General features: G+C 43.4%; 13 protein-coding genes, 21 tRNA genes and 1 rRNA gene. 2 read left to right on the top strand and 33 right to left on the bottom strand.

The genetic code is table 11. The features are described from left to right. Window positions 1-47: 47 nt before the first annotated feature. The 9 genes from abc-f to TY16_RS22820 form a co-directional block, all read right to left on the bottom strand. A complete protein-coding gene (abc-f, locus tag TY16_RS22855) occupies window positions 48-1,928 on the bottom strand; it encodes a ribosomal protection-like ABC-F family protein (RefSeq protein WP_043934022.1) in 1,881 nt (626 codons plus the stop codon). Between the two features lie 199 nt (window positions 1,929-2,127). Then, window positions 2,128-2,259 (bottom strand): RAxF-45 family protein, encoded by a 132-nt coding sequence (locus TY16_RS27165; RefSeq protein WP_269320320.1) that lies wholly within the window; start codon window positions 2,257-2,259, stop codon window positions 2,128-2,130. 123 nt (window positions 2,260-2,382) lie between these two features. Then, window positions 2,383-4,794 carry a YhgE/Pip family protein gene (locus TY16_RS22850; protein WP_043934021.1) on the bottom strand — a complete coding sequence of 804 codons (2,412 nt, stop codon included), beginning with the start codon at window positions 4,792-4,794 and terminating at the stop codon, window positions 2,383-2,385. Between the two features lie 254 nt (window positions 4,795-5,048). Beyond that, complete coding sequence (menC, locus tag TY16_RS22845) at window positions 5,049-6,155, bottom strand: o-succinylbenzoate synthase (protein ID WP_043934020.1); 1,107 nt, start codon at window positions 6,153-6,155, stop codon at window positions 5,049-5,051. Continuing rightward, window positions 6,152-7,642 (bottom strand): o-succinylbenzoate--CoA ligase, encoded by a 1,491-nt coding sequence (locus TY16_RS22840; protein WP_043934019.1) that lies wholly within the window; start codon window positions 7,640-7,642, stop codon window positions 6,152-6,154. The genes menC and TY16_RS22840 overlap by 4 nt, the downstream gene beginning before the upstream one ends. 162 nt (window positions 7,643-7,804) lie before the next feature. Beyond that, entirely contained in the window at window positions 7,805-8,623 is an 819-nt protein-coding gene (gene menB / locus TY16_RS22835) for a 1,4-dihydroxy-2-naphthoyl-CoA synthase (RefSeq protein ID WP_043934018.1), read from the bottom strand. A gap of 14 nt (window positions 8,624-8,637) precedes the next feature. Further along, window positions 8,638-9,447 (bottom strand): 2-succinyl-6-hydroxy-2,4-cyclohexadiene-1-carboxylate synthase, encoded by an 810-nt coding sequence (gene menH, locus TY16_RS22830; protein WP_043934017.1) that lies wholly within the window; start codon window positions 9,445-9,447, stop codon window positions 8,638-8,640. Next, the gene (menD, locus tag TY16_RS22825) at window positions 9,444-11,192 is read right to left on the bottom strand and encodes a 2-succinyl-5-enolpyruvyl-6-hydroxy-3-cyclohexene-1-carboxylic-acid synthase (RefSeq protein WP_043934016.1); all 1,749 of its coding nucleotides are present in this window, start codon (window positions 11,190-11,192) and stop codon (window positions 9,444-9,446) included. Before menD ends, menH begins: the two co-directional genes overlap by 4 nt. Then, entirely contained in the window at window positions 11,189-12,601 is a 1,413-nt protein-coding gene (locus TY16_RS22820) for an isochorismate synthase (protein WP_197028443.1), read from the bottom strand. Before TY16_RS22820 ends, menD begins: the two co-directional genes overlap by 4 nt. Window positions 12,602-12,902: 301 nt before the next feature. Between TY16_RS22820 and TY16_RS22815 the strand changes: the two genes are divergently transcribed. After that, entirely contained in the window at window positions 12,903-13,838 is a 936-nt protein-coding gene (locus TY16_RS22815; protein WP_043934014.1) for a 1,4-dihydroxy-2-naphthoate polyprenyltransferase, read from the top strand. 277 nt (window positions 13,839-14,115) lie between these two features. Then, window positions 14,116-14,865 (top strand): TraR/DksA C4-type zinc finger protein, encoded by a 750-nt coding sequence (locus TY16_RS22810; protein WP_043934932.1) that lies wholly within the window; start codon window positions 14,116-14,118, stop codon window positions 14,863-14,865. Window positions 14,866-14,920: 55 nt separating this feature from the next. On the opposite strand, the gene TY16_RS22805 is transcribed toward TY16_RS22810, so the two are convergent. The 24 genes from TY16_RS22805 to rrf all read right to left on the bottom strand — a co-directional run bounded on the left by TY16_RS22805 (window position 14,921) and on the right by rrf (window position 20,403). After that, entirely contained in the window at window positions 14,921-15,973 is a 1,053-nt protein-coding gene (locus TY16_RS22805) for a sugar phosphate nucleotidyltransferase (protein WP_043934013.1), read from the bottom strand. A 16-nt stretch (window positions 15,974-15,989) separates the two neighbouring features. After that, on the bottom strand, window positions 15,990-17,135 hold the full coding sequence (locus TY16_RS22800) for a glucose-1-phosphate adenylyltransferase (RefSeq protein ID WP_043934012.1): 1,146 nt from the start codon (window positions 17,133-17,135) through the stop codon (window positions 15,990-15,992). Between the two features lie 1,185 nt (window positions 17,136-18,320). After that, a tRNA-Glu gene (locus TY16_RS22795) sits at window positions 18,321-18,392 on the bottom strand. A gap of 8 nt (window positions 18,393-18,400) precedes the next feature. Further along, window positions 18,401-18,488: transfer RNA gene (locus tag TY16_RS22790), tRNA-Ser, on the bottom strand. Between the two features lie 3 nt (window positions 18,489-18,491). Next, window positions 18,492-18,566 (bottom strand) — tRNA-Asn (locus TY16_RS22785). 37 nt (window positions 18,567-18,603) lie between these two features. Further along, window positions 18,604-18,680 (bottom strand) — tRNA-Ile (locus tag TY16_RS22780). A gap of 5 nt (window positions 18,681-18,685) precedes the next feature. Continuing rightward, window positions 18,686-18,759: transfer RNA gene (locus TY16_RS22775), tRNA-Gly, on the bottom strand. A 15-nt stretch (window positions 18,760-18,774) separates the two neighbouring features. Then, window positions 18,775-18,850, bottom strand: a tRNA-His gene (locus tag TY16_RS22770). 16 nt (window positions 18,851-18,866) lie between these two features. Continuing rightward, window positions 18,867-18,942, bottom strand: a tRNA-Phe gene (locus tag TY16_RS22765). Between the two features lie 8 nt (window positions 18,943-18,950). Continuing rightward, window positions 18,951-19,027: transfer RNA gene (locus TY16_RS22760), tRNA-Asp, on the bottom strand. A gap of 3 nt (window positions 19,028-19,030) precedes the next feature. Continuing rightward, window positions 19,031-19,104: transfer RNA gene (locus TY16_RS22755), tRNA-Met, on the bottom strand. A 68-nt stretch (window positions 19,105-19,172) separates the two neighbouring features. Beyond that, window positions 19,173-19,265 (bottom strand) — tRNA-Ser (locus TY16_RS22750). A 17-nt stretch (window positions 19,266-19,282) separates the two neighbouring features. After that, window positions 19,283-19,356, bottom strand: a tRNA-Ile gene (locus tag TY16_RS22745). A gap of 10 nt (window positions 19,357-19,366) precedes the next feature. Then, window positions 19,367-19,443: transfer RNA gene (locus tag TY16_RS22740), tRNA-Met, on the bottom strand. Window positions 19,444-19,466: 23 nt separating this feature from the next. Then, window positions 19,467-19,542 (bottom strand) — tRNA-Ala (locus TY16_RS22735). Window positions 19,543-19,558: 16 nt separating this feature from the next. Continuing rightward, window positions 19,559-19,635: transfer RNA gene (locus tag TY16_RS22730), tRNA-Pro, on the bottom strand. A 7-nt stretch (window positions 19,636-19,642) separates the two neighbouring features. Continuing rightward, window positions 19,643-19,719: transfer RNA gene (locus TY16_RS22725), tRNA-Arg, on the bottom strand. Window positions 19,720-19,735: 16 nt separating this feature from the next. Further along, window positions 19,736-19,821: transfer RNA gene (locus TY16_RS22720), tRNA-Leu, on the bottom strand. Window positions 19,822-19,829: 8 nt separating this feature from the next. Continuing rightward, window positions 19,830-19,904, bottom strand: a tRNA-Gly gene (locus TY16_RS22715). 10 nt (window positions 19,905-19,914) lie between these two features. Continuing rightward, window positions 19,915-19,996: transfer RNA gene (locus tag TY16_RS22710), tRNA-Leu, on the bottom strand. A gap of 9 nt (window positions 19,997-20,005) precedes the next feature. Next, window positions 20,006-20,081 (bottom strand) — tRNA-Lys (locus TY16_RS22705). A gap of 46 nt (window positions 20,082-20,127) precedes the next feature. Then, window positions 20,128-20,200, bottom strand: a tRNA-Thr gene (locus TY16_RS22700). A gap of 5 nt (window positions 20,201-20,205) precedes the next feature. After that, window positions 20,206-20,281: transfer RNA gene (locus tag TY16_RS22695), tRNA-Val, on the bottom strand. A gap of 5 nt (window positions 20,282-20,286) precedes the next feature. After that, window positions 20,287-20,403, bottom strand: a 5S ribosomal RNA gene (gene rrf / locus TY16_RS22690). Between the last annotated feature and the right edge of the window lie 188 nt (window positions 20,404-20,591).

Here is a 20,591-nt window from a genome sequence, read left to right as displayed (position 1 = left end):
GGATAGCCTCTTTGTTAATTTTGTCCTATTTAATTTGGCAGCTATGCCTATAGTAATCCCTCGAGTTGCTCATAGAGGGTTTCGCGTTCTGTCTCGAGTTTTTCTTTTTCATGAAATAACGTTTGCAGCTCACCAAGGTCTTTCTCCAGTAGCAATTGTGTTTCCAAAGAGGATAATTTCTCCTCTACCTTGATAAGAATAGATTCTACTTCATCCAGACTCATTATCTGGTGCTTTTGTACTCGTTGTTTAACAGGTTTTTGCTGCGGCTGCTCAGGCTTAAATGCAGCCTCTTTTGAATGGAGCTCATTAAGTTTCTCTTTTGCCCAGGAATAGCCTCCTTCGAAATAATGAAGCTTTCGGTTATGAAGCCAGTAGGTCTTTTTAAAAAGTTTATTTAAAAAATATCTATCATGGGAGACAGCGAGAATGGTCCCTTTGAACTCTTCCAATGCGTCCTCAAGGACTTCGCGCGAATCAATATCAAGGTGGTTTGTCGGCTCGTCAAGGACCAGGAAGTTAATGTCCTGGTGCATCAATTGGGCAAGCCGGAGCCTCATTTTCTCCCCACCGCTTAATTGGCCTGCCTTGCGAAATACATTCGGGCCGTAAAAAAGAAACTTTGCCAGAATGTGGCGTGCCTCTCCTTCGCTTACATGAACCTCGTCACGGAATACATCAATCAGCCTCATATTGGGATCGCCTATTGTAAAATGCTGAGAGAGGTAGCCTATCTTCACATTGCTTCCAAGCTTAACTTCTCCGTTTTCCGGCTTCACTTCATCAAGGAGCATTTTAATGATAGTCGATTTGCCTGTGCCGTTCGGGCCTACAATTGCGGTCCGATCTAGGTAGTGAACAAGAAGGTTTGCTTCATTAAACAATTGCTTCTCCCCAAATGTCTTCGAAACATTTTTCATGATAAAAACTTCTTTTCCGCTCCGGTCGGTTATTTCAAATTCCAGGCCCATTTGCTTCCGATCCAGAACTGGACGTTTTAATTTTTCCATCCGTTCGAGTGCCCGTTCCATATTCCGTGCCCGTTTATGAAGACCATCGTTTGGTGGATTAGCTTGGTTTGCCCACTCCCTGAGCCGCTTAATTGCCTCCTTCATCTTCTTTATCTTCTTCTGCTGCTCCTGGTATGCCTGGAACTCCTGCAGCAGCCTCTCCTCTTTTTCTTTTAAAAAACCTGAATAATTCGTATGGTAAACCGTTAGTTCTCCGTCCTCAAGGTCAAAAACCCTTGTTATTACATTATCCAGAAAATAACGATCATGCGAAATGCAGATGATTGTTCCATCATACTCCTTCAGGTATTCCTCCAGCCATTCTACTGCGGGAATATCTAGGTGGTTCGTCGGCTCATCTAGCAGAAGCAAATCCGGTTTCTGTAGGAGGACTAACCCCAGACAAATCTTTGTCTGCTCACCCCCGCTTAATTGCCCGAATTCTGTATGAAGCAAATCGCTTATTCCTAACCCATTTGCAACTTTTCCTATATCCGCTTCCATCTCGTATCCACCTGAAAGCATGAATTCATCCTGCAATCGGCCATACTCTTCTATGTCTTTAGATAATTTTACATCGTCCGTTTCACTTGCCATCCCTACTTCCAGCTCCCTGAGGCGGTCTGCTGTTTTCAAAACTTCACCAAATGCTGTTTGCAATACTTTCAAGCCTATTGTTCCTTGAGGATATCGCGGGATTTGGGCGAGGTACCCTATCTTGGCCCCTCTTTTAATATGAATCCTGCCTTCATCTGGAGTTTCAATATCCGCCATCAACTTAAAGATGGTAGTCTTTCCGGTTCCATTTCGGCCAACTAAACCAATCCTGTCTTTCTCCTGTATTTCAAAAGACAAATCTTCAAAGATTTTATTTCCGCCAAACATCTTTGAAATTTGTTGTATGCTGCAAAGGGTCATGTTCCTCTTCCTTTCGTCATTAAGATTTAATGGTAAGAGGCTATATCACAAAAAAGCCATGGAAGAGTTACCTTCCATGGCCTTTCGACAGTAACAAGTGGCTTGGACTCCTGGAATCCAGAAGTATTAGGGTACAAAACTAAAGTGTGTACCCACGTAAACCACAGTTTTATATTATCGAGGAGGAAATAGAGATCTCTTACCGGTCTGTGTTCAATTCAATTGCAAAAAAGGGCATACGTATCCCGTTAAAAGCAATTTCATGAAAAATTGCACGGCAAATATAGATAAATTCCAAAAATTGACCATGCAATCCAACAGAACGGTTCATCTCATTTCCACCTCCTTCAAAACCAAAATATATTCATCTTATTATATTGTGTTCAGATAATTTCTGCAACTCTTTAAAGAAAATTTGAAAAGCCTCTGAAGCAATGCTTCAAAGGCACGAACTTTATGCGACTCTTGCTGGTGTAGCAGTATTTGATCGCTTATTTTGGAAGAATACTACAACAGCTGCCAACGCAAGACCAGAAATCAGGAAGAATAATAGGACAAACGCATTGGCCCATCCAGCACCTGCATTATCAAGTGAAATAATTGATCTGAAGCTGTCGATTGCATATCGCATCGGCAGGAATGTACTTAGTGTTCGTAATCCTTCCGGCAGCATAGCGATCGGCAAGCTTGAGCCTGTGGTTGAAAGTTGAAGGACCAGGAAGACAAATGCAATGAATCTACCAATGTTACCTGCAGCAGCTACTAGGAAGAATACAATTGACAGAAAGGCAAGACTTGCTATTATTGCAAAAATAACCAGAAGAATACTGTGATAAGCTGAAAGCTTCAAGAAGAACAGCGTACAAACACTTGCAATCACAGCCTGCAGTACAGCAACACCCGCCATTTTACTAAATAATGAACTGTACCAGGTGAAGCTGGATACTTCTTGTGTATCAGGCTTTCTCATATTAAATACAACTGTCATCACCAAAACACCAACAAACAGTGCTAGTGCGAGAACATACGGAGCATTCGCGTAACGGTACATTGGGAAACTGTTTAAAACGTTTTGCTTAAGAGCAACAGGGGATGCAAATTGGGCGATATTGGAATCATCCGCTCTTATAGCCCCCACTTTTTCAGCGCCGCCCTTCAAACCATCGGCCAGTTCCTTGGAACCGCTTTCAATTTGACCAATGCCGTTATCGACTTGTTTAACTCCATCTGTCAGTGTTCCCCAGCCTGTATTTACAGTTTGGTTTCCTTCACTGACTTGTGCCATCCCATTATTAATTTTTTGTGCACCATTAGACAATGCAGTCCAAGAACTTTGGAGAGTTCCATTGCCATCAGCAACCTTTTTAGCACCTGCTGCAAGTTCATTTGCCCCAGCGACAATTTTGCCTGAACCTGTCGCTAGCTCTCCAGTGCCGGCTGCTAAATCAGAATTGCCCTTTGCAATCTCCCCGGCACCTGCTGCAAGCCGACTAGTTCCATTAGCTAGAGCACCCGATCCATCTAACAATGCTTTAGCACCCTTGTCCAGTTTATCACTTCCAGCCACCAATTGATCGACAGCACCCTTAATATCCAGCGTCTTAGGGTCCTCAGCATCAAGACCATTTGCGATCCGCTGTGCACCCGGGGCGAGAGGGGCTGTTTTGTTTTTATACAACGTCATACCGTTGGCTAGTGCCTCACTGCCTTCGAGAAGTCTCTGAAAATCCTTATCGGCAAGCAGCACAGGACCCAGAATTGGATGTTTAGATAATTGTTTGACTCCATCTGCTACTTGTCGGGCACCAGGTTCCAACAAGGTTTCTACTGAGGTTTTTGCCTCTCCCAAGCCAGCCGCGATGCTTTTAGTTCCTTCAATTAGTTCTGGTAGCTTTCCCTGAACTCCTTGCAACCCCTCTAGCACTCCATTTGTTCCAGCTTTTAGTTCTTTCATACCGTTATTCAGGGTTATTGCTCCATTGTTGGCATCATTAAGTCCTTTACTGAGGTCATTAGAACCTTTCGCAAGTTTAAACGCGCCACTTTTTGCAGCCAAAATACCGGCATTTAATTGATTTGTCCCATCGCTAAATGGTTTAAATCCAGCAGCCAATGTTTTTGATCCATCTGCAAGCTGATTAACCCCAGCAGTTCCCCCCTGGATTTTTGTAGCAAGTTCCCCGGTCCCGGCTTTCAACTCCTTCGCACCATCTGCGAGCTTGCTTATATCCGGTGCTTTTGTTTCAAGAGAACTAAGAATTTGGCCAGTCCCACCCTTGAGTTTAACAGAGCCCTCATTAATTTTAGTTGAACCCTCTGCGCCATCCTGGAACCCCGCTGCCACCTGTTCAAGCTGAGTAAAGACATTCCTCACGTAAGTTTCGGTTATTTGGTTCCCCAGCTGCTCCCTGATCTGTTCTGCAGCTTTATTTGTAACCTGTGCCGCCATGAAGTGCAAGCCTTCATTTTGTGTATAAGTCAGTTCAGGGATTTGAGGGTTTTCTTCAAGGACTGTTGTAACTCTTTGTGAAAAGTCCTCAGGGATTTCGATTGTCATATAATAGGTTAAATCCTCCATCCCCTTCTTTGCCTCTTCAGAACTGACAAATTTAAAACCTAGTGTCATGCTTTTCTTAAGTGAATCGACAAGCTGATTGCCTACATTGACTTCTTCATCTCCAGACATAGCACCTGCATCATTGTTAACTACAGCAACCGGTAAATTAGACAGGTTGTCATAAGGTCCCCATGAAGCAGAGAGGATCAGGGCAGCGTATATCAGTGGAACTAATATGACGGCAATAATTGCAATTACTGCTCCTTTTCTCTCCTTCAGTGCTGATAAAGATGTTGAGAAATTTTCCATAACCGACCTCCTTTTAGTTTTTGAAAAAATGAATGAACATTCATTCTCTTTTCATAAATATTTATATTCTGAATATTTAGATGAATTCCTTCCTCTTTTATAAGTTTTTTCTAATTTCCTTGTGAAAATAATAAAAATACGAAAGAAAGTCTACCTTTCTACATCTTTAGTAGTAGTCAGATAAAATAAAAAGGGAAGCCGCATCGGTGATTTGCAGCTTCCCCTGATTCTTACTAAATCAGAAAAGTATATAACTATAGCCTAAAAGTTTCGGTTTTGACTGTAACTTCAGACAGCCGTTTCCGATTAAGCCCAAATCCTATCCCGTCTCCCTCTGGGATTGATATCCGGCCGTCCTTAACCGTTATTTCCGGTGTAATGATATCCTCTTCCCAAAAGCGGGAGGAGGCTGAAATATCACCCGGTATTGTAAAGCCAGGCAGGGATGCAAGAGCTACGTTATGAGCCCGGGACACCCCAAATTCAATCATTCCGCCACACCAAACAGGTATGTTCCTATTCTTGCAATAATCATGGATTCGGATCGCCTCACTGAGTCCACCGACTTTTCCGGCCTTTATCGTTATTACTTTGCAGCTGCCCATTTCTAAAGCGAGGACAACATCTGAATACGAAGAAATACTCTCATCTAGGCATATTGGCGTGGAAATCATCTTCTGAAGCTTCGCATGCTCAATAAAGTCATCGTATGCTAGTGGCTGTTCTATCATCAGTAAGCCTAATTCATCCAGTGCCTTCAGTTTATCTGCATCTTTAAGAGTATAAGCAGAATTGGCATCCGCCATGATTGGCAATTCTGGAAAGTCCCGCCTAATCGCTGAGAGCAACGAATAATCATTGGAAGGGCCTATTTTGACCTTGATTCGCTGATAGCCCTCTTCCACATAACGCGAGGTTTGTTCGAGTGCCTCAGCCTCGTTCCTCGCAGCAACGACAAACCCTGAAGGTATGAGTTGGTCTTCGCTTCCGATGAATCGTGAAAGAGGCTTCCCTTTTTTCTTGGAAAATAAGTCCCACAAAGCCATTTCAACAGCCGACTTTGCCATATGATTTCGTCGGACTGCACTAAATACCTCAAACACTTCATTAGGATGGCTTATTGCATTTCTTTGAAGCAGAGGGATTAAAGAAGATCTAATCACCGACCAGCTACTCGAAACAGTCTCTTCCGTGTACCAGGGCGATGAGAAGGCTACTCCTTCACCATATCCTTCTAATCCTTCATTATCACACACCTCAACCAGTATCCCTTCCCTGACGCTAACTGTTTCCAGATGTGTATGAAAGGGATGTTTTAATGGCATGGAAATAATCGATAACTTGATTGAATGGAGATTCATGTAAGGTCTCCCCCGATAAGGCTAGTTAGGTTTCTACGTAAAAGCTTGTTGGATGCGTTTCTTGGAAGCTCTTTTACAAAATAAAAACTCCGAGGGACTTTATATTTCGCTAGCCTAGAAAGACAATAAGACCGCAATTCCTCTTCAGTAAGTGAATAGCCATCCATTAAAATCAGGAATGCAACAGGAACCTGTCCCCATTCGGAGTCGGAAATCCCTGCTACCCCTGCGTCCCAAACATATGGATGAGAAACGAGTACACTTTCCACTTCTGCAGGATATATGTTTTCCCCGCCCGAAATAATTAAATCAGATCTCCTGTCAATTACATACAAGAAACCTTCCTCATCCAACTTGCCAATATCACCTGTATGGAACCAGCCATCCACAATCTTTTCCGCTGTTGCCTCCGGCCGGTTCAAATATCCAGGCATAACATTGGGACCTTTAACAAGGATTTCTCCCTCTTCCCCGGCTGGTGCCTCGTTTCCATCATCAAGCTGAATCTTGATAGAAACCGGAAAAAGCGGCTTCCCTGCTGAACCTAATTTAGACAAACTATACTCTGAAGCAAGCGTGGCCGATTGAGATGCTGTCTCTGTCATGCCATACGTTTGGAAAACAGGGACATTCTGACGGCGGCAAGCTTCCAGGAGAGGAAGCGGTGCTGGTCCGCCCCCGAGCAGCATACACCCAAAGGTATCCGGGAGATTCCTGTCACCCAGTTCATCCAACACGCGATTTAAAGCTGTTCCGACAATACTCATATACGAGACTTTTTTCTCTATAATATCTTTGACCACGTGCTTCGGGTCAAAATGTTCATGTAAAATGACAAGATTGCCATAAATAATTCCCCTTATAAGAATCGAGTAGCCGCTTATATGAAAGAGCGGTACTGTGCAAAGCCAAGTATCGTGTTCGGTCATACCTAGATTCAGTGCTGACCCAGAGGCACTCCACCAATGGTTTCCATAGGTTTGTAAAACCCCTTTTGGATGTCCGGTTGTACCCGATGTATACATGACAGTGCAAATGTCTTCAAGGGACACCTCATCTGATGGAATCCAATTAGCGGGCTTTATGGAGGAAAGTTCAGTTAAGGTTAAGGTCGTAACCGATTCATGGCTTGATGCTGCCTCCTTAGCCAAAGAAGTTAGTGAGGGTTCACTAATGAGGATGCTGACATTTGCATCCCGGAGCTGCCAGGCAATTTCAGCAGCAGTTAATCTGTTGTTTAGCATCACAGCAGGTGCCCGACATATCTGCAACGCATATAGAAGGATGGCTGATTCAAGATTGTTTTTTATTAGCACTCCAGTAAATGTGCTGGAATCAACACCTGCTGACGTTAATTTCGTAGCAAGTGACAGACTTTTCGCATATAGTTCTTTAAATGTTAATAGCTGATTATTAAATAATAATGCCGGGCGATCCGGAGTAAGGAAGGCTCTTTTTTTCAAAAAATGCGGCATTCTCATAGTCATGATGTACACCTTCTTTAACGCTCTATCTCTAGTATTGTTTCGGAACTGAGTTATCGTATTCATACAAATAGGAAAACAGCTTGATGGGATTTCCATCAAGCTGTGAATTACATTTAAACGTACCTGTATAACTAGCTCCAACAAAAGGAGCTTCCGCTTTTCTTATGGAAATCTTGGGAACTGGCCGAAGTCTGGCTTGCGTTTTTCCTTAAATGCATCGCGGCCTTCTTTTGCTTCATCGGTTGTGTAATATAGAAGTGTTGCATCTCCGGCAAACTGCTGTAGTCCAGCAAGTCCGTCTGTATCTGCATTCATCGCGGCTTTTAGGAAACGAATGGCAGTTGGGCTCTTCTCAAGGATTTCCTCACACCATTGGATTGTTTCCTCTTCAACTTGATCAAGTGGTACAACTTTGTTGACAAGGCCCATATCAAGAGCTTCCTGGGCATTGTACTGGCGGCAAAGATACCAGATTTCACGGGCCTTTTTATGGCCAACTATTCTAGCAAGATAACCTGAACCATAGCCCGCATCAAAACTGCCGACTTTCGGGCCAGTTTGTCCAAAGATTGCGTTATCTGCAGCAATGGTTAAATCGCTGACAACGTGGAGAACATGCCCGCCACCAATCGCATAGCCTTTTACCATTGAGATAACCGGCTTTGGAATGACACGTATTAAACGCTGAAGGTCAAGTACGTTCAGGCGCGGAATCTCATCAGAACCAACATAGCCGCCATGGCCTCGTACTTTTTGGTCACCGCCGGAACAGAAAGCCTTATCTCCTGCACCTGTTAGAATAATTACACCAATCTTGGAATCATCCCTTGCATAAGCAAAGGCATCAATCATTTCCATTACCGTTTTAGGAGTAAACGCATTGTGTACATGCGGACGGTTGATGGTTACTTTTGCAATACCATTATATGTTTCGTAAAGAATTTCGTCGTATTGGCGTTCTGCCACCCATTCTACTGCCAAATGGATAACCTCCTCTATGTATTTGTCAAAAACCCACTTACTATTGTACCAAACTTTTCCGATTGTTCCACATGAATTGCATGTCCAGCCTCATAAACTAATTCAATTCTGCAATTTTTTATCCTGGCTGCCATCTCTTTAGCAATTTTGCAATACTTTTCATCTTTGCTGCCTGCGATGAGCAAAGTCCTACAATTAAGTTCTCCAAGCTTATTCCAATATGTTGGCTGAACTCCTGTCCCTATTCCAACCAATGAGCTTGCAAGGCCTTCAGGGCTGTTTCTTAAACGTTCCTTCCTTACCTTTAAAGTAATTTCGTTAGATAAAGACTGAAGCGAGGAAAATAGGGGGATGTTTTCCCAATAATCGACAAACTCCTCGATGCCATGCTCCTTTATAAAGTTGGCAAGTTGGTTGTCTTTCATGCGCCTTGCCTTTCGATCATCGGAATTCTCCAGCCCTGGAGACGAGCTTTCCAAAATAAGATTCCGAATTCTTTCTGGGAATCTAAGAGCAAAAGCAAGCGCCACTCTACCACCCATGGAATAGCCAAGGACGTCTGCCTTTTCAATCTTGAAATCATCCAAAATGCACTTAAGGTCCTCGACCGTATTTTCCATGGAAAGCCGTTCAGGCTTAGGAATTGGCGTGGTTCTGCCATGCCCAGGCAAATCCGGACAAATAAGGGTTGAGTGGGCTCCCCATCTTTCGAAGAAGGACTGCCATGTTCCGCTGCTCCCGGTAAACCCATGGAGCAGCAAAAGCGGATGTCCCTCCCCGCTTATTTCAATGTGGTAATCCAAGCCATTAATTCCTGCATTCATGATAAGTCAACCAGCTTTTTTATTTCCTGGGAAACCGAATTCCAAATTCTTCGATGGTCAGCTGTATTTGTTTCTCTATCACTCATAACTTCAATAATTTTTAACCCCCGAACTTCTCTGGACTTCATCATTGCATTCTTAAAATCGACAAGGGTTTCGACACGGGTGAATGCTCCGCCATATAAAGCAGCTGCATGGGAAAAATCAAGCCCGGTTGGTGTTCCAAATAGTAACTCAAAATTCTTCTTATCATTCGACTGCGGAAGGAAAGAAAAAATTCCTCCGCCATTGTTATTTATAATAATAATTGTGATATCGAGTCCATACAACTTTGCAGGGAGGAGTCCGTTCATATCATGATAAAATGTTAAATCGCCAAGTACAAGATACATCGGCATTGCATGGACAGATGCTCCGAGCGCACTGGAGATAATCCCATCGATCCCGTTAGCCCCACGATTGGCCAGGACTCGAATATTTTTATCGTTCAGCCAAAAAAAGCTGTCCAAGTCCCTAATGGGCATACTATTTCCGACAAAGATGCTGGCTCCTTCGGGAAGAAGCTCCTGCAGTTGATTGTAAACAAAGCTTTCTGTAAGCGCGTCACGGTTTAATTCGGAAATCATCGTTTCCTTTGACAAGTGATTTACATCAGACCACTCATTCATGTAAACACTATCATAATTTGATTCTACAAACGGAAGAAGGCCTTCACAAAAAAGTTCTTCATCACAGTAAATCATTTCAGTTGATAATGAGTGAGGATCACGCCATCCATCACCGCCATCTATAACAAATTGGCGGGCACTATGGTTTTCCCGAAGGAAAGTTGTCAATGCTTTGGAGACTGGCATCGCACCAAAACGAATCACAACTTCTGGCTTTAGTAAAGATTTTGCTTCTGGTAAACGCAGGAATGCATCATATGTATCAATAAGCAATTCCCGGCTTACTTTGCTGCTCCTAAGCTGTGAAAGAGGGTCGGCAAGAATTGGGTAGCCTGTCTTTCTGGACAGACTCTCTATCCTTGTTTTTAAACTGCCTGCTTCGAGTTGGCCGCATACAATGATTCCTTTTTTATTACTGTTTAAAACAAGAGCAATCTCCTTGTATTCTTCCTCCGATAGTTCAAGTCTGCCGCGGCTAATTGAAACATACTTTTGCGGCCTTTCCAGCATTTCAAATAGCTGCTCTTTATCCAGCTTTGGTATAAGCGGTTCACGGAATGGGAAGTTAAGATGAACTGGCCCAGCTGGTAATTCCGTTGCCTTTGAAACAGCCCTGGCACAAACGGTCCGGGCGTATCTGATCATATCAGAGCCTTCCTCAGGAAGTGCCATTTCCGAAAACCACTTAACATGCTTGCCATATAAATCAATTTGGTCAATCGCCTGAGGTGCACCTACGTCTCTTAATTCATGCGGCCTATCCGCAGTCAATACAAGCAAAGGAATACGGGAATACTTGGCCTCAACGATCGCCGGGAAATAATTTGCCGCTGCCGTTCCGGATGTACAAAGAATAGTAACAGGCTTGCCACTTCCCTTTGCCAAACCAAGAGCGAAAAATGCGGCAGAACGTTCATCGACATGAATATGAATTTTTAGCTCCGGATGTTCTGCCATAACCAATGCCATTGGTGTAGAGCGCGAACCAGGGCTAATGACAACTTCCTTTATACCAGTTTTAACAAGTTCAGCTACGAATGCAGCCAAATAGGATGTTAATGCTTCTTGATGATTCATTCCTGTACTCCTCCAAGGGCTGAAAGCATCGGCCTGAATTTAAGGCCTGTTTCCAGGTATTCACTATCTGCATCTGAATTTGCAACAACACCACAGCCTGCAAACAGGGAGGCTTCGTTTCCCTGAATTAGACCTGACCTAATTGCCACAGCAAATTCACCATTCCCGGAATAATCCAGCCACCCAACAGGTGCAGCATACAAACCACGGTCAAGATTCTCCATCTCGCGGATCTTTTCTACTGCCAATTCTTTTGGAAGCCCGCCTAAAGCAGGAGTTGGATGAAGCCTGTCAACCAGTTGAAGCAGGCTTGTCTCTTCCTTAGCAATTCCTTCTGCCGGTGTATATAAGTGCTGTATATCCCTAATCTTCATTAGTTGGGGCTTTTCTGGAATGAAAACCGATTCACAGGTCTCCTCCAATGCTTCCCGTATCATTTCAACTACATACTGATGTTCCGAGAGGTTTTTTTCATCCGACAGCAACAGATCACCCAATTTTTTATCTTCAACATCTGTCCCACCTCTTGGTATCGAGCCGGCAAGGCAGGCTGATTGAACTTTCATTCCTGCCTTCTTTACGAGACGTTCAGGTGAAGCTCCGATAAAGCTATCTCCTGCAGATTCAAAAGAAAACACAAAACTAGTTTTTTGCTGTTCCTTCAGCTTGCCAAGAATTTTAACCGAGTCAATCAAACCATCAAAATAAAGGCGAAGCTCCCTTGCCAGAACCACCTTCTTAAGCGGTCCACCATTATTTAAATCCTCAACTACATTTTTTACGGTCACTTTCCATTCAGCAGCACCAATTTCTTCAACTCGGACAAGGGAAGATTTTTCACCCTCTGAACCCTCGATTACCTTATTTAATAGGGCCTCCCTCTCAGAGGCAACCTTAGTGAAAAGTGATATTCCATCATACTTCGTACACATGATGTTTGTAGTTAAATACACATCCCCCTTCAAAACAGAAACCATAAAGCGAGGAATGTGAAACAAAGCATCCTGGTATTTTGACCATAGCGCTGTTCTTGGCTTTTGTGGGTCAAATGCAAACCCGCCAAACATTAGAGGCCCAATACCCTCAGAAGAATAGCTGTTCATTACGATGCTATCCTTTATAAGCCTATCCCATTGTTTATTAATAATCGTAAACCGGTCATCATCGGAATCAACACTTAATTGCGCGGCAATTCCAAGTCCGGCTATAGTAATTTCTTCTCCTGGGCTTTTCCAAAAAAAACGTTCACCCAGGAACTCTTCTTTTCCACTGGCAAAAAACAACAAAGGATCCATAGCTCCAACCTTGCTAACTTCACTTACCAGCACAGGCCTGCCCAATTCCTTTGCTCTAATTATTCCTTGAAGGATGCCTTCCTTTAACTCTGTATCGTGGATGGTAACCAACATTATCCCTCCAAACAGCGCAAACCACTGTCCCCATTCAGTTTAAAACCTATTTAAAAATACTACTCAAATTGCGGGAGTGTCAATAACAGTAGTCACAGTCACCATGTTTTTTCCTATATTATATCCTATTCTGTAACAAACCTCGATTAAGCTACATTCCTAAATTTCCACAGGGGTCGATTCGGTAAACTGACTGGAAGCTGGCAGGAAAAAGTAATTGACACCTTTCCTTAAATTTCATACACTTAAATGTGGCATATAAGAATTCATCGCCATACTACTACATCAGGGAGTGTTATGCATGCAGACACAATTACAGACAGGCACACCCCATATCCCAGAATCCAATCGCGGTTTTCACGCATGGTGGCAGCTAACACGCCCCCATACCTTAACTGCTGCATTTGTCCCAGTTTTTTTGGGCACTGTCCTCGCACTTGAAGAAGGAAAAATAAATGGACTTCTGTTTGGTGCAATGCTGCTCGCCTGCCTTTTGATACAGGCGGCTACAAATATGTTTAATGAATACTATGACTTTAAACGCGGTCTAGACAACGAACATTCAATTGGTATTGGCGGGGCCATAGTCAGAGATGGTATTAAACCAGCGACAGTCATGCAACTGGCTCTGCTTTTATACGGCGTATCTGTCTTGCTGGGTATCTACATTTGCATGGAAAGCAGCTGGTGGATTGCAGTAATAGGGAGTATTTCCATGCTGTTCGGCTATCTTTACACGGGTGGTCCAAAGCCTATTGCCTATACACCATTCGGAGAACTATTTGCCGGGTTCTTTATGGGCTGTTTAATCATTTTAATTTCGTTCTTTATTCAGACAGGCTATGTTACGGGTGTAAGTATTTTGGTTTCGATTCCAGTATCTATTCTTGTTGGTGCAATCCTGCTTTCGAATAATATCCGGGATTTGGACGGAGATAAAGAATTTGGAAGGAAAACACTCGCGATTCTACTTGGCAGGGTCAATGCGATTCGTTTCCTTGCCGGAATGTTTACAGCTGCTTATATAATTGTCGCGTTACTAATTGTATTGCAAATTATTTCACCTTGGGCTGCTATTGTCGTTCTAAGTCTGCCAAAGCCTATTTTGGCAGTAAAGGGATTCAAAGCCGGCAGAACCCCAATTGAAATGATGCCAGCAATGAAAGCAACGGCACAAACCAATACAATTTTTGGTTTCTTGTTTGCCATTGGTTTATTCATCGGCCACTTCATTTAATTAGTTTTATCAAAGCTCCTGCTTATGCGGGGGCTTTTTTCATTTGCTTTGGCAATGCGCCACTTTGGGAAGTTCTTTTGAGAAAGTACCGCCGGCCTCCGATAGGTACTTCATACTACATACGATTGGGCTTACGCTCCTCTTGATGCCTTTATATCGGCCGAAGCCTCCAGTCCGTATCGAAACCCCAAAGTGTGTTTATGTTTTCATTACAATCCGGAAGGGTATCAAAAATACTAAAGGAAGAGTAAATTGCAACGAAACGGATGTGGAATTTATGTTAACGACAAATCAGTTAAATACATTGAAATATTTATTAAAAGAGGAAGAAAAAAATCTGGAGACCCAGTTGAAAATGGAAGACGGTTATACTGACCGGAAAGATGCAGAAACCGAAACGGTCGGGGAGTTATCTTCACTTGACAATCATCCTGCTGACTTGGGGACAGAACTGTATGAGCGACAGAAAGACTATGCCCTTGAAGATCATGCGGGGGATGAGCTGGAAAAGGTAAAAGAAGCATTAGCAGCTATGGAAGATGGAACATATGGAATCTGCCGTGAATGTGAAAAGGAAATTCCTTTTGAAAGACTCGAAGCAATACCCTCAACTCTTTATTGCGTTGAACACACTCCTGAAAAGGTACCTGCAACCGACCGGCCAGTAGAAGAGGATTTGCTAACACCGTCCATTCCTAATTCATTCCGGGGCAGAAGCGAGGGCGGCGTTATTGATACAAATGACAGTTTTGAAGAGGTTGCCCGCTATGGAACAGCAGATGGCCCACAGGATATGGTTGGTGATTACGACAACTATAATGACTTATATAATAAAGGCGTTAATGAAGAAGCCCAAGCGGAGGATATCGAGGAAATAGTTTCGAACGATATTGAAGGTGGAAACCGCCAGTTCAGTAAGGTTCAAAAGCTGGAAAAACTTGAAGAAACCCTTGATCGAAAAGGACTAGAATCACAAATGGGAGATGTCCCTTACAAGCGTAAGGATAGCTATTTGGAAGAGGATTGATTATATAAACAGCAAAAAACAGCCTCCCTGTAATTGGGAAGGCTGTTTTGCGATTCTACAAAGCCAAAAGAGAGCTAACTTTTGCCGAAGTAGGCTGGACGACTGAACCTTTTCCTATAACAATAGGATTCTGGGGACTTCCAATAAGTATTGTTCCGGGTTCAACTTTAACATCCTTATCCAGGATCACCGACTCAAGGATACAATTTTCTCCGATTTGGCTCTTCTGCATAATAATACTATTTCGAATAATCGTTTCCTGTCCGATGCTTACTCCTCTGGAGATTATACTATTTTCCACCTCTCCCCTTACCTTGCAGCCGTTAGCCAAAAGGGCTCGCTTAACACTAGAACCTTTATAATAATGGGAAGGTGGCTCATCCTTAACCTTGGTGAATACCGGCTGTTCTTTCTTAAAAAGAGTATGCCAGACAGTTGGGTTAAGCAAATCCATACTGACCTTGTAAAAGCTTTTTATGGAATCTACTTGTTCTGCGTAGCCTTTATATTCAAACCTGCAGCTAGTATAAGGGCTCGAAAAATCGTCAAGTACATCATCAAGACTTCTATATCCTGTATTTTCTCTGTTCTCGATTAAATCGATTAAGAGTGATGTTTTCAACAAGTAAATATTTAAAGATTTTCCATTTTTATAAACCTCAGTGATATCACACCCATATACCTGATGTGTATCTAGCATTGTTCTAAAGTCCTCATTGATTACTGTGTAGGAATTTGATACTAACGTATATTCCTGTGTACTTCTATAAAAGAAATCGAGATTTTCTGCAAAATGTGCAAAGCATCCTGTTCCTCTAAAAGCATTATCCTTTACCTCCATAGGAGGAAAAAAGAATAATCCATCTCTTTTTCGATTAAGATCCCAATTTTTTCCGGACCCCAAATGATCCATAAGTGAGCGGTAGCCTCCTCTAGGAAATACTGCAACACTTTGTATACCCGAGTTCACCATACTTGATAAGGCAAAATCAATAAGTCGGTATCTTCCGGCAAAAGGCAGGGCAGCGACTGGCCTGTGCAGCAACAATTCCTGCAGATCTTTGTGGTTAGCAGCAGCATCAATTACACCTAATAGCTGTTTTAACATTCCTGTCCCTCCTTTTTCATTTAGCCAAGTTATATTCCTGACATAATTTTTCATCAACTAATACTATTTTCCCGGGTTCGGGACAAATCACCATGCCATCTGGAACCTTCATATTGGCAGGAACAATTGCACGCTCTATCGAAGTGTTCTTGCCTATGATGGCTTCCGGCATGATGACTGAGTCCTTTATATAGGCACCACTACCAACACTGACACCCTGAAATACTACGGACCGAACAATATCTCCTTCTATCGTACAACCCTCATTTATTAAAGATTCCATAATAGTAGCATCACTAGATATGAATTGGGGAGGCTGATTTGGATTAACAGAATAGATTCTCCAGCCATGATCAAATAAATCAAGCGGGCAATTTTCATCAAGAAGATCCATATTCGCTTCCCAAAGGCTTTCGACTGTGCCTACATCCTTCCAATAGCCGCTAAACGGATAAGCATATACCTGCTCCTGCCCCTTGACCAGGCTAGGTATGATATCCTTGCCAAAGTCATGGCTCGAGTTTGAATTACTATAATCCGACTCCAGGCAATTTTTAAGGACTTCCCAGTTAAAAATATAAATGCCCATGGATGCGAGAGTGCTTTTGGGGTTATCGGGCTTCTCTTCAAATTCAAGAACCTGCATATCTGACCCGGTATTCATGATTCCAAACCGGCTTGCCTCTGCTCTTGGAACTTCAACCACCGATATGGTTACATCAGCATTTTTTTCAATATGGTATTGCAGCATATCTTCGTAGTTCATCTTATAAATGTGGTCTCCGGAAAGAATCAGTACATATTCTGGGTCATACTGCCTCAAATAATTAAGATTTTGATAAACAGCACATGCGGTTCCTGTGTACCATTTAACATCCGCAGATTCGCTAAATGGAGGCAATACAGTAACCCCGCCATCCGTTCTATCGAGGTCCCATGCACTTCCAATTCCAATATAAGAATTTAAAAGCATAGGCTGATATTGGGTAAGAACCCCTACGGTATCAATACCAGAATTAGTACAATTACTTAAGGTAAAATCAATAATTCTATATTTGCCTCCAAAAGGGACTGCAGGCTTTGCTATGGTCTCAGTCAATTCCCTTAGCCTTGTCCCCTGACCTCCAGCCAGAAGCATTGCCACACATTTTTTCTTCTCCATCCAGCCGCTCCTCTCTTAATCCGGACATTAATAAATAAAGCCTGATTCTGAGGTATCCCCTACACCTCAAAAGGCTTTTTCCTGGCAGCCCGGATTTTTAAAGATTGGAACCGTTAATCCCCCATACCCCACAACTTACGATAGGCGAAATGCTAGGGCCCACTATTTTTCAAGTTTCACCGTTTTTGTTGTGATACTCTTTTCCCCTTTGAAAAGAATATTCCTATTCCGCTCTATAATTCGTTTGTTTAAACAATATCCCTTTATAAAAAAAACGTCCTATTTAGACAAAATAGGTTAAAAACCTTTAAAAGGTCTACCGTTCCTACCCTAAAGCGGATTAAATGATAAACTTTATACCACTAACAGACAAATTTCCCTTTGATATGTCGAACGAAATATGGCAACTTAATGACTACCAAACGGGGAAAAGATATGTAACTTACTTACATAATTATTGGGTTTAACGAGCAAGAAGTATCCAGGTAAACCAGGGGGACGATACTATTAGATTTTAATTAAATACCCAAATTAAATAGAAACTAATCCTATTTATTAATTTTTTTTAAAAAAATTTCTGAAAACAAGAGACTTATTTAGAAAATAAGAGACTTAATAGAAGAAACAGGAGTTTTGTTAAAGTGAAGGTTGCGTAGCTTATCCTAGTGCGTTGTCTTTTTCTCGCATCAGGTAAATAATTGAGGAGAAGTAAAAAAATATAGATGAATTCTTTATGTTTGTTTTAAAGAGTATGTAAAAAGCATGAGTATTAGGTGCCTCAAAAAATCTTTCAAGTTCATTAATGATCTAAAGCGCAATCGGATTCATGACAGGCACGGAACGCATCGCGACAGGCAAAACGCGCCTGTCTCTGGGATTATTATTTCTATGAGCTTTCCTTTGTGGTCATCCCCGTTCAAAATGTATGGACCTTGTCTTAGATTTAGGAATTACGAAGACGAGTGTTCATTCGTGCATGACTTTATTGTAGGTAGGAGGCCTGAAGTTTGCGCCACGAAAGCGTCCTCTTTGCGCTACGCGTGTAATTTTGTGCAGAGTAATTTCTGGTAAGCTTTCCTTCTGGAGCTAGACATATACATGCCAATAAAAATTTTAGCCACTGTCACGCAGCTTCATAAACATAGAAAAAAAGCTGCAGACATTTTGTCTGCAGCCTTTTCAGGATGACCCCTACGGGATTCGAACCCGTGTTACCGCCGTGAAAGGGCGGTGTCTTAACCGCTTGACCAAGGGGCCATAAGGAACGGAGAAGGAGGGATTTGAACCCTCGCGCCGGTTACCCGACCTACACCCTTAGCAGGGGCGCCTCTTCAGCCTCTTGAGTACTTCCCCAAATGGCTCCGCAGGTAGGACTCGAACCTACGACCGATCGGTTAACAGCCGATTGCTCTACCACTGAGCTACTGCGGAATAATAAATATCATACATTTTAATTTTTACACAAAAATGGTGGGCCTAAATGGACTCGAACCATCGACCTCACGCTTATCAGGCGTGCGCTCTAACCAGCTGAGCTATAGGCCCACATATGGAGCGGGTGATGGGAATCGAACCCACGACATCAGCTTGGAAGGCTGGAGTTTTACCATTAAACTACACCCGCATATTAAGTTATGAATGGGGCGACTGATGGGAATCGAACCCACGAATGCCTGAACCACAATCAGGTGCGTTAACCACTTCGCCACAATCGCCATTATCAAAAAGTAATGGTGGCTCAGGACGGAATCGAACCGCCGACACATGGATTTTCAGTCCATTGCTCTACCGACTGAGCTACTGAGCCATAAAAAATGGCGGTCTGGACGGGACTCGAACCCGCGACCTCCTGCGTGACAGGCAGGCATTCTAACCAACTGAACTACCAGACCGAATTGCGGGGGCAGGATTTGAACCTGCGACCTTCGGGTTATGAGCCCGACGAGCTACCGGACTGCTCCACCCCGCGACGATAAAAAGTATAAAGTTTTGTCTATGCCCTAAGAAAGCATCGACTGTCCCACTCAGAAAAATAAATGGCGGAGGAAGAGGGATTCGAACCCCCGCGCGGTTTAACCCGCCTGTCGGTTTTCAAGACCGATCCCTTCAGCCAGACTTGGGTATTCCTCCATTTATAATAAATCAGGTGGACCTTGTAGGACTCGAACCTACGACCGGACGGTTATGAGCCGTCTGCTCTAACCAGCTGAGCTAAAGGTCCTTGTAAAGAATGGTAGCGGCGGAGGGGATCGAACCCCCGACCTTACGGGTATGAACCGTACGCTCTAGCCAGCTGAGCTACACCGCCATATGTTTAATTCAAATAATTAATGGTGGAGGATAGCGGGATCGAACCGCTGACCTCCTGCGTGCAAGGCAGGCGCTCTCCCAGCTGAGCTAATCCCCCATTAAATAAAACCTGCTGGTCGGGAAGACAGGATTCGAACCTGCGACCCCTTGGTCCCAAACCAAGTGCTCTACCAAGCTGAGCTACTTCCCGATAATAATGGCGCGCCCGAAAGGAGTCGAACCCATAACCTTCTGATCCGTAGTCAGACGCTCTATCCAATTGAGCTACGGGCGCATATTTTAAAAAGAAATGCCGAGGACCGGAATCGAACCGGTACGGTAGTCACCTACCGCAGGATTTTAAGTCCTGTGCGTCTGCCAGTTCCGCCACCCCGGCATATATCTTGGAGCGGAAGACGGGATTCGAACCCGCGACCCCCACCTTGGCAAGGTGGTGTTCTACCACTGAACTACTTCCGCGTGAATAAAGTGCGGGTGAAGGGAGTCGAACCCCCACGCCTCGCGGCGCCAGATCCTAAGTCTGGTGCGTCTGCCAATTCCGCCACACCCGCATATTAAAATGGTGAGCCATGAAGGACTCGAACCTTCGACCCTCTGATTAAAAGTCAGATGCTCTACCAACTGAGCTAATGGCTCTAAACAAAATGTTACTCTACAACTCAATAGTAACGGCTCGAAAAGGTGCCGGCTAGAGGACTTGAACCCCCAACCTACTGATTACAAGTCAGTTGCTCTACCAATTGAGCTAAACCGGCATAAATGGTGGAGGATGACGGGATCGAACCGCCGACCCTCTGCTTGTAAGGCAGATGCTCTCCCAGCTGAGCTAATCCTCCATCTTGCCTGGCAACGTCCTACTCTCACAGGGGCTTACGCCCCAACTACCATCGGCGCTGAGAAGCTTAACTTCCGTGTTCGGGATGGGAACGGGTGTGACCTTCTCGCCATAGTCGCCAGACAATGAAGACATATATTATTATAATGTCTTTTTGATTTTTTTCAAGGGGAAATTTATTCCCTCAAAACTGGGTAATCGTAAAGGAAGAATCAGAAGAAACGAAGCAATCAAATATGGTTAAGTCCTCGATCTATTAGTATCAGTCAGCTCCACACGTCGCCGCGCTTCCACCTCTGACCTATCAACCT

Source organism: Bacillus sp. EB01, from assembly GCF_000613125.1.
GTDB lineage: Bacteria > Bacillota > Bacilli > Bacillales > Cytobacillaceae > Bacillus_D.
Note: the sequence above shows the minus strand (reverse complement) of the source record. Positions and strands in the feature narration are given on the sequence as shown.

Bases quoted from the DNA above. Each gene is read 5' to 3' on its own strand.
- abc-f (WP_043934022.1), bottom strand. From the start codon at position 1,928: ATGACCCTTTGCAGCATACAACAAATTTCAAAGATGTTTGGCGGAAAT.
- TY16_RS27165 (WP_269320320.1), bottom strand. From the start codon at position 2,259: ATGAACCGTTCTGTTGGATTGCATGGTCAATTTTTGGAATTTATCTAT.
- TY16_RS22850 (WP_043934021.1), bottom strand. From the start codon at position 4,794: ATGGAAAATTTCTCAACATCTTTATCAGCACTGAAGGAGAGAAAAGGA.
- menC (WP_043934020.1), bottom strand. From the start codon at position 6,155: ATGAATCTCCATTCAATCAAGTTATCGATTATTTCCATGCCATTAAAA.
- TY16_RS22840 (WP_043934019.1), bottom strand. From the start codon at position 7,642: ATGACTATGAGAATGCCGCATTTTTTGAAAAAAAGAGCCTTCCTTACT.
- menH (WP_043934017.1), bottom strand. From the start codon at position 9,447: ATGAATGCAGGAATTAATGGCTTGGATTACCACATTGAAATAAGCGGG.
- menD (WP_043934016.1), bottom strand. From the start codon at position 11,192: ATGAATCATCAAGAAGCATTAACATCCTATTTGGCTGCATTCGTAGCT.
- TY16_RS22820 (WP_197028443.1), bottom strand. From the start codon at position 12,601: ATGTTGGTTACCATCCACGATACAGAGTTAAAGGAAGGCATCCTTCAA.
- TY16_RS22815 (WP_043934014.1), top strand. From the start codon at position 12,903: ATGCAGACACAATTACAGACAGGCACACCCCATATCCCAGAATCCAAT.
- TY16_RS22810 (WP_043934932.1), top strand. From the start codon at position 14,116: ATGTTAACGACAAATCAGTTAAATACATTGAAATATTTATTAAAAGAG.
- TY16_RS22805 (WP_043934013.1), bottom strand. From the start codon at position 15,973: ATGTTAAAACAGCTATTAGGTGTAATTGATGCTGCTGCTAACCACAAA.
- TY16_RS22800 (WP_043934012.1), bottom strand. From the start codon at position 17,135: ATGGAGAAGAAAAAATGTGTGGCAATGCTTCTGGCTGGAGGTCAGGGG.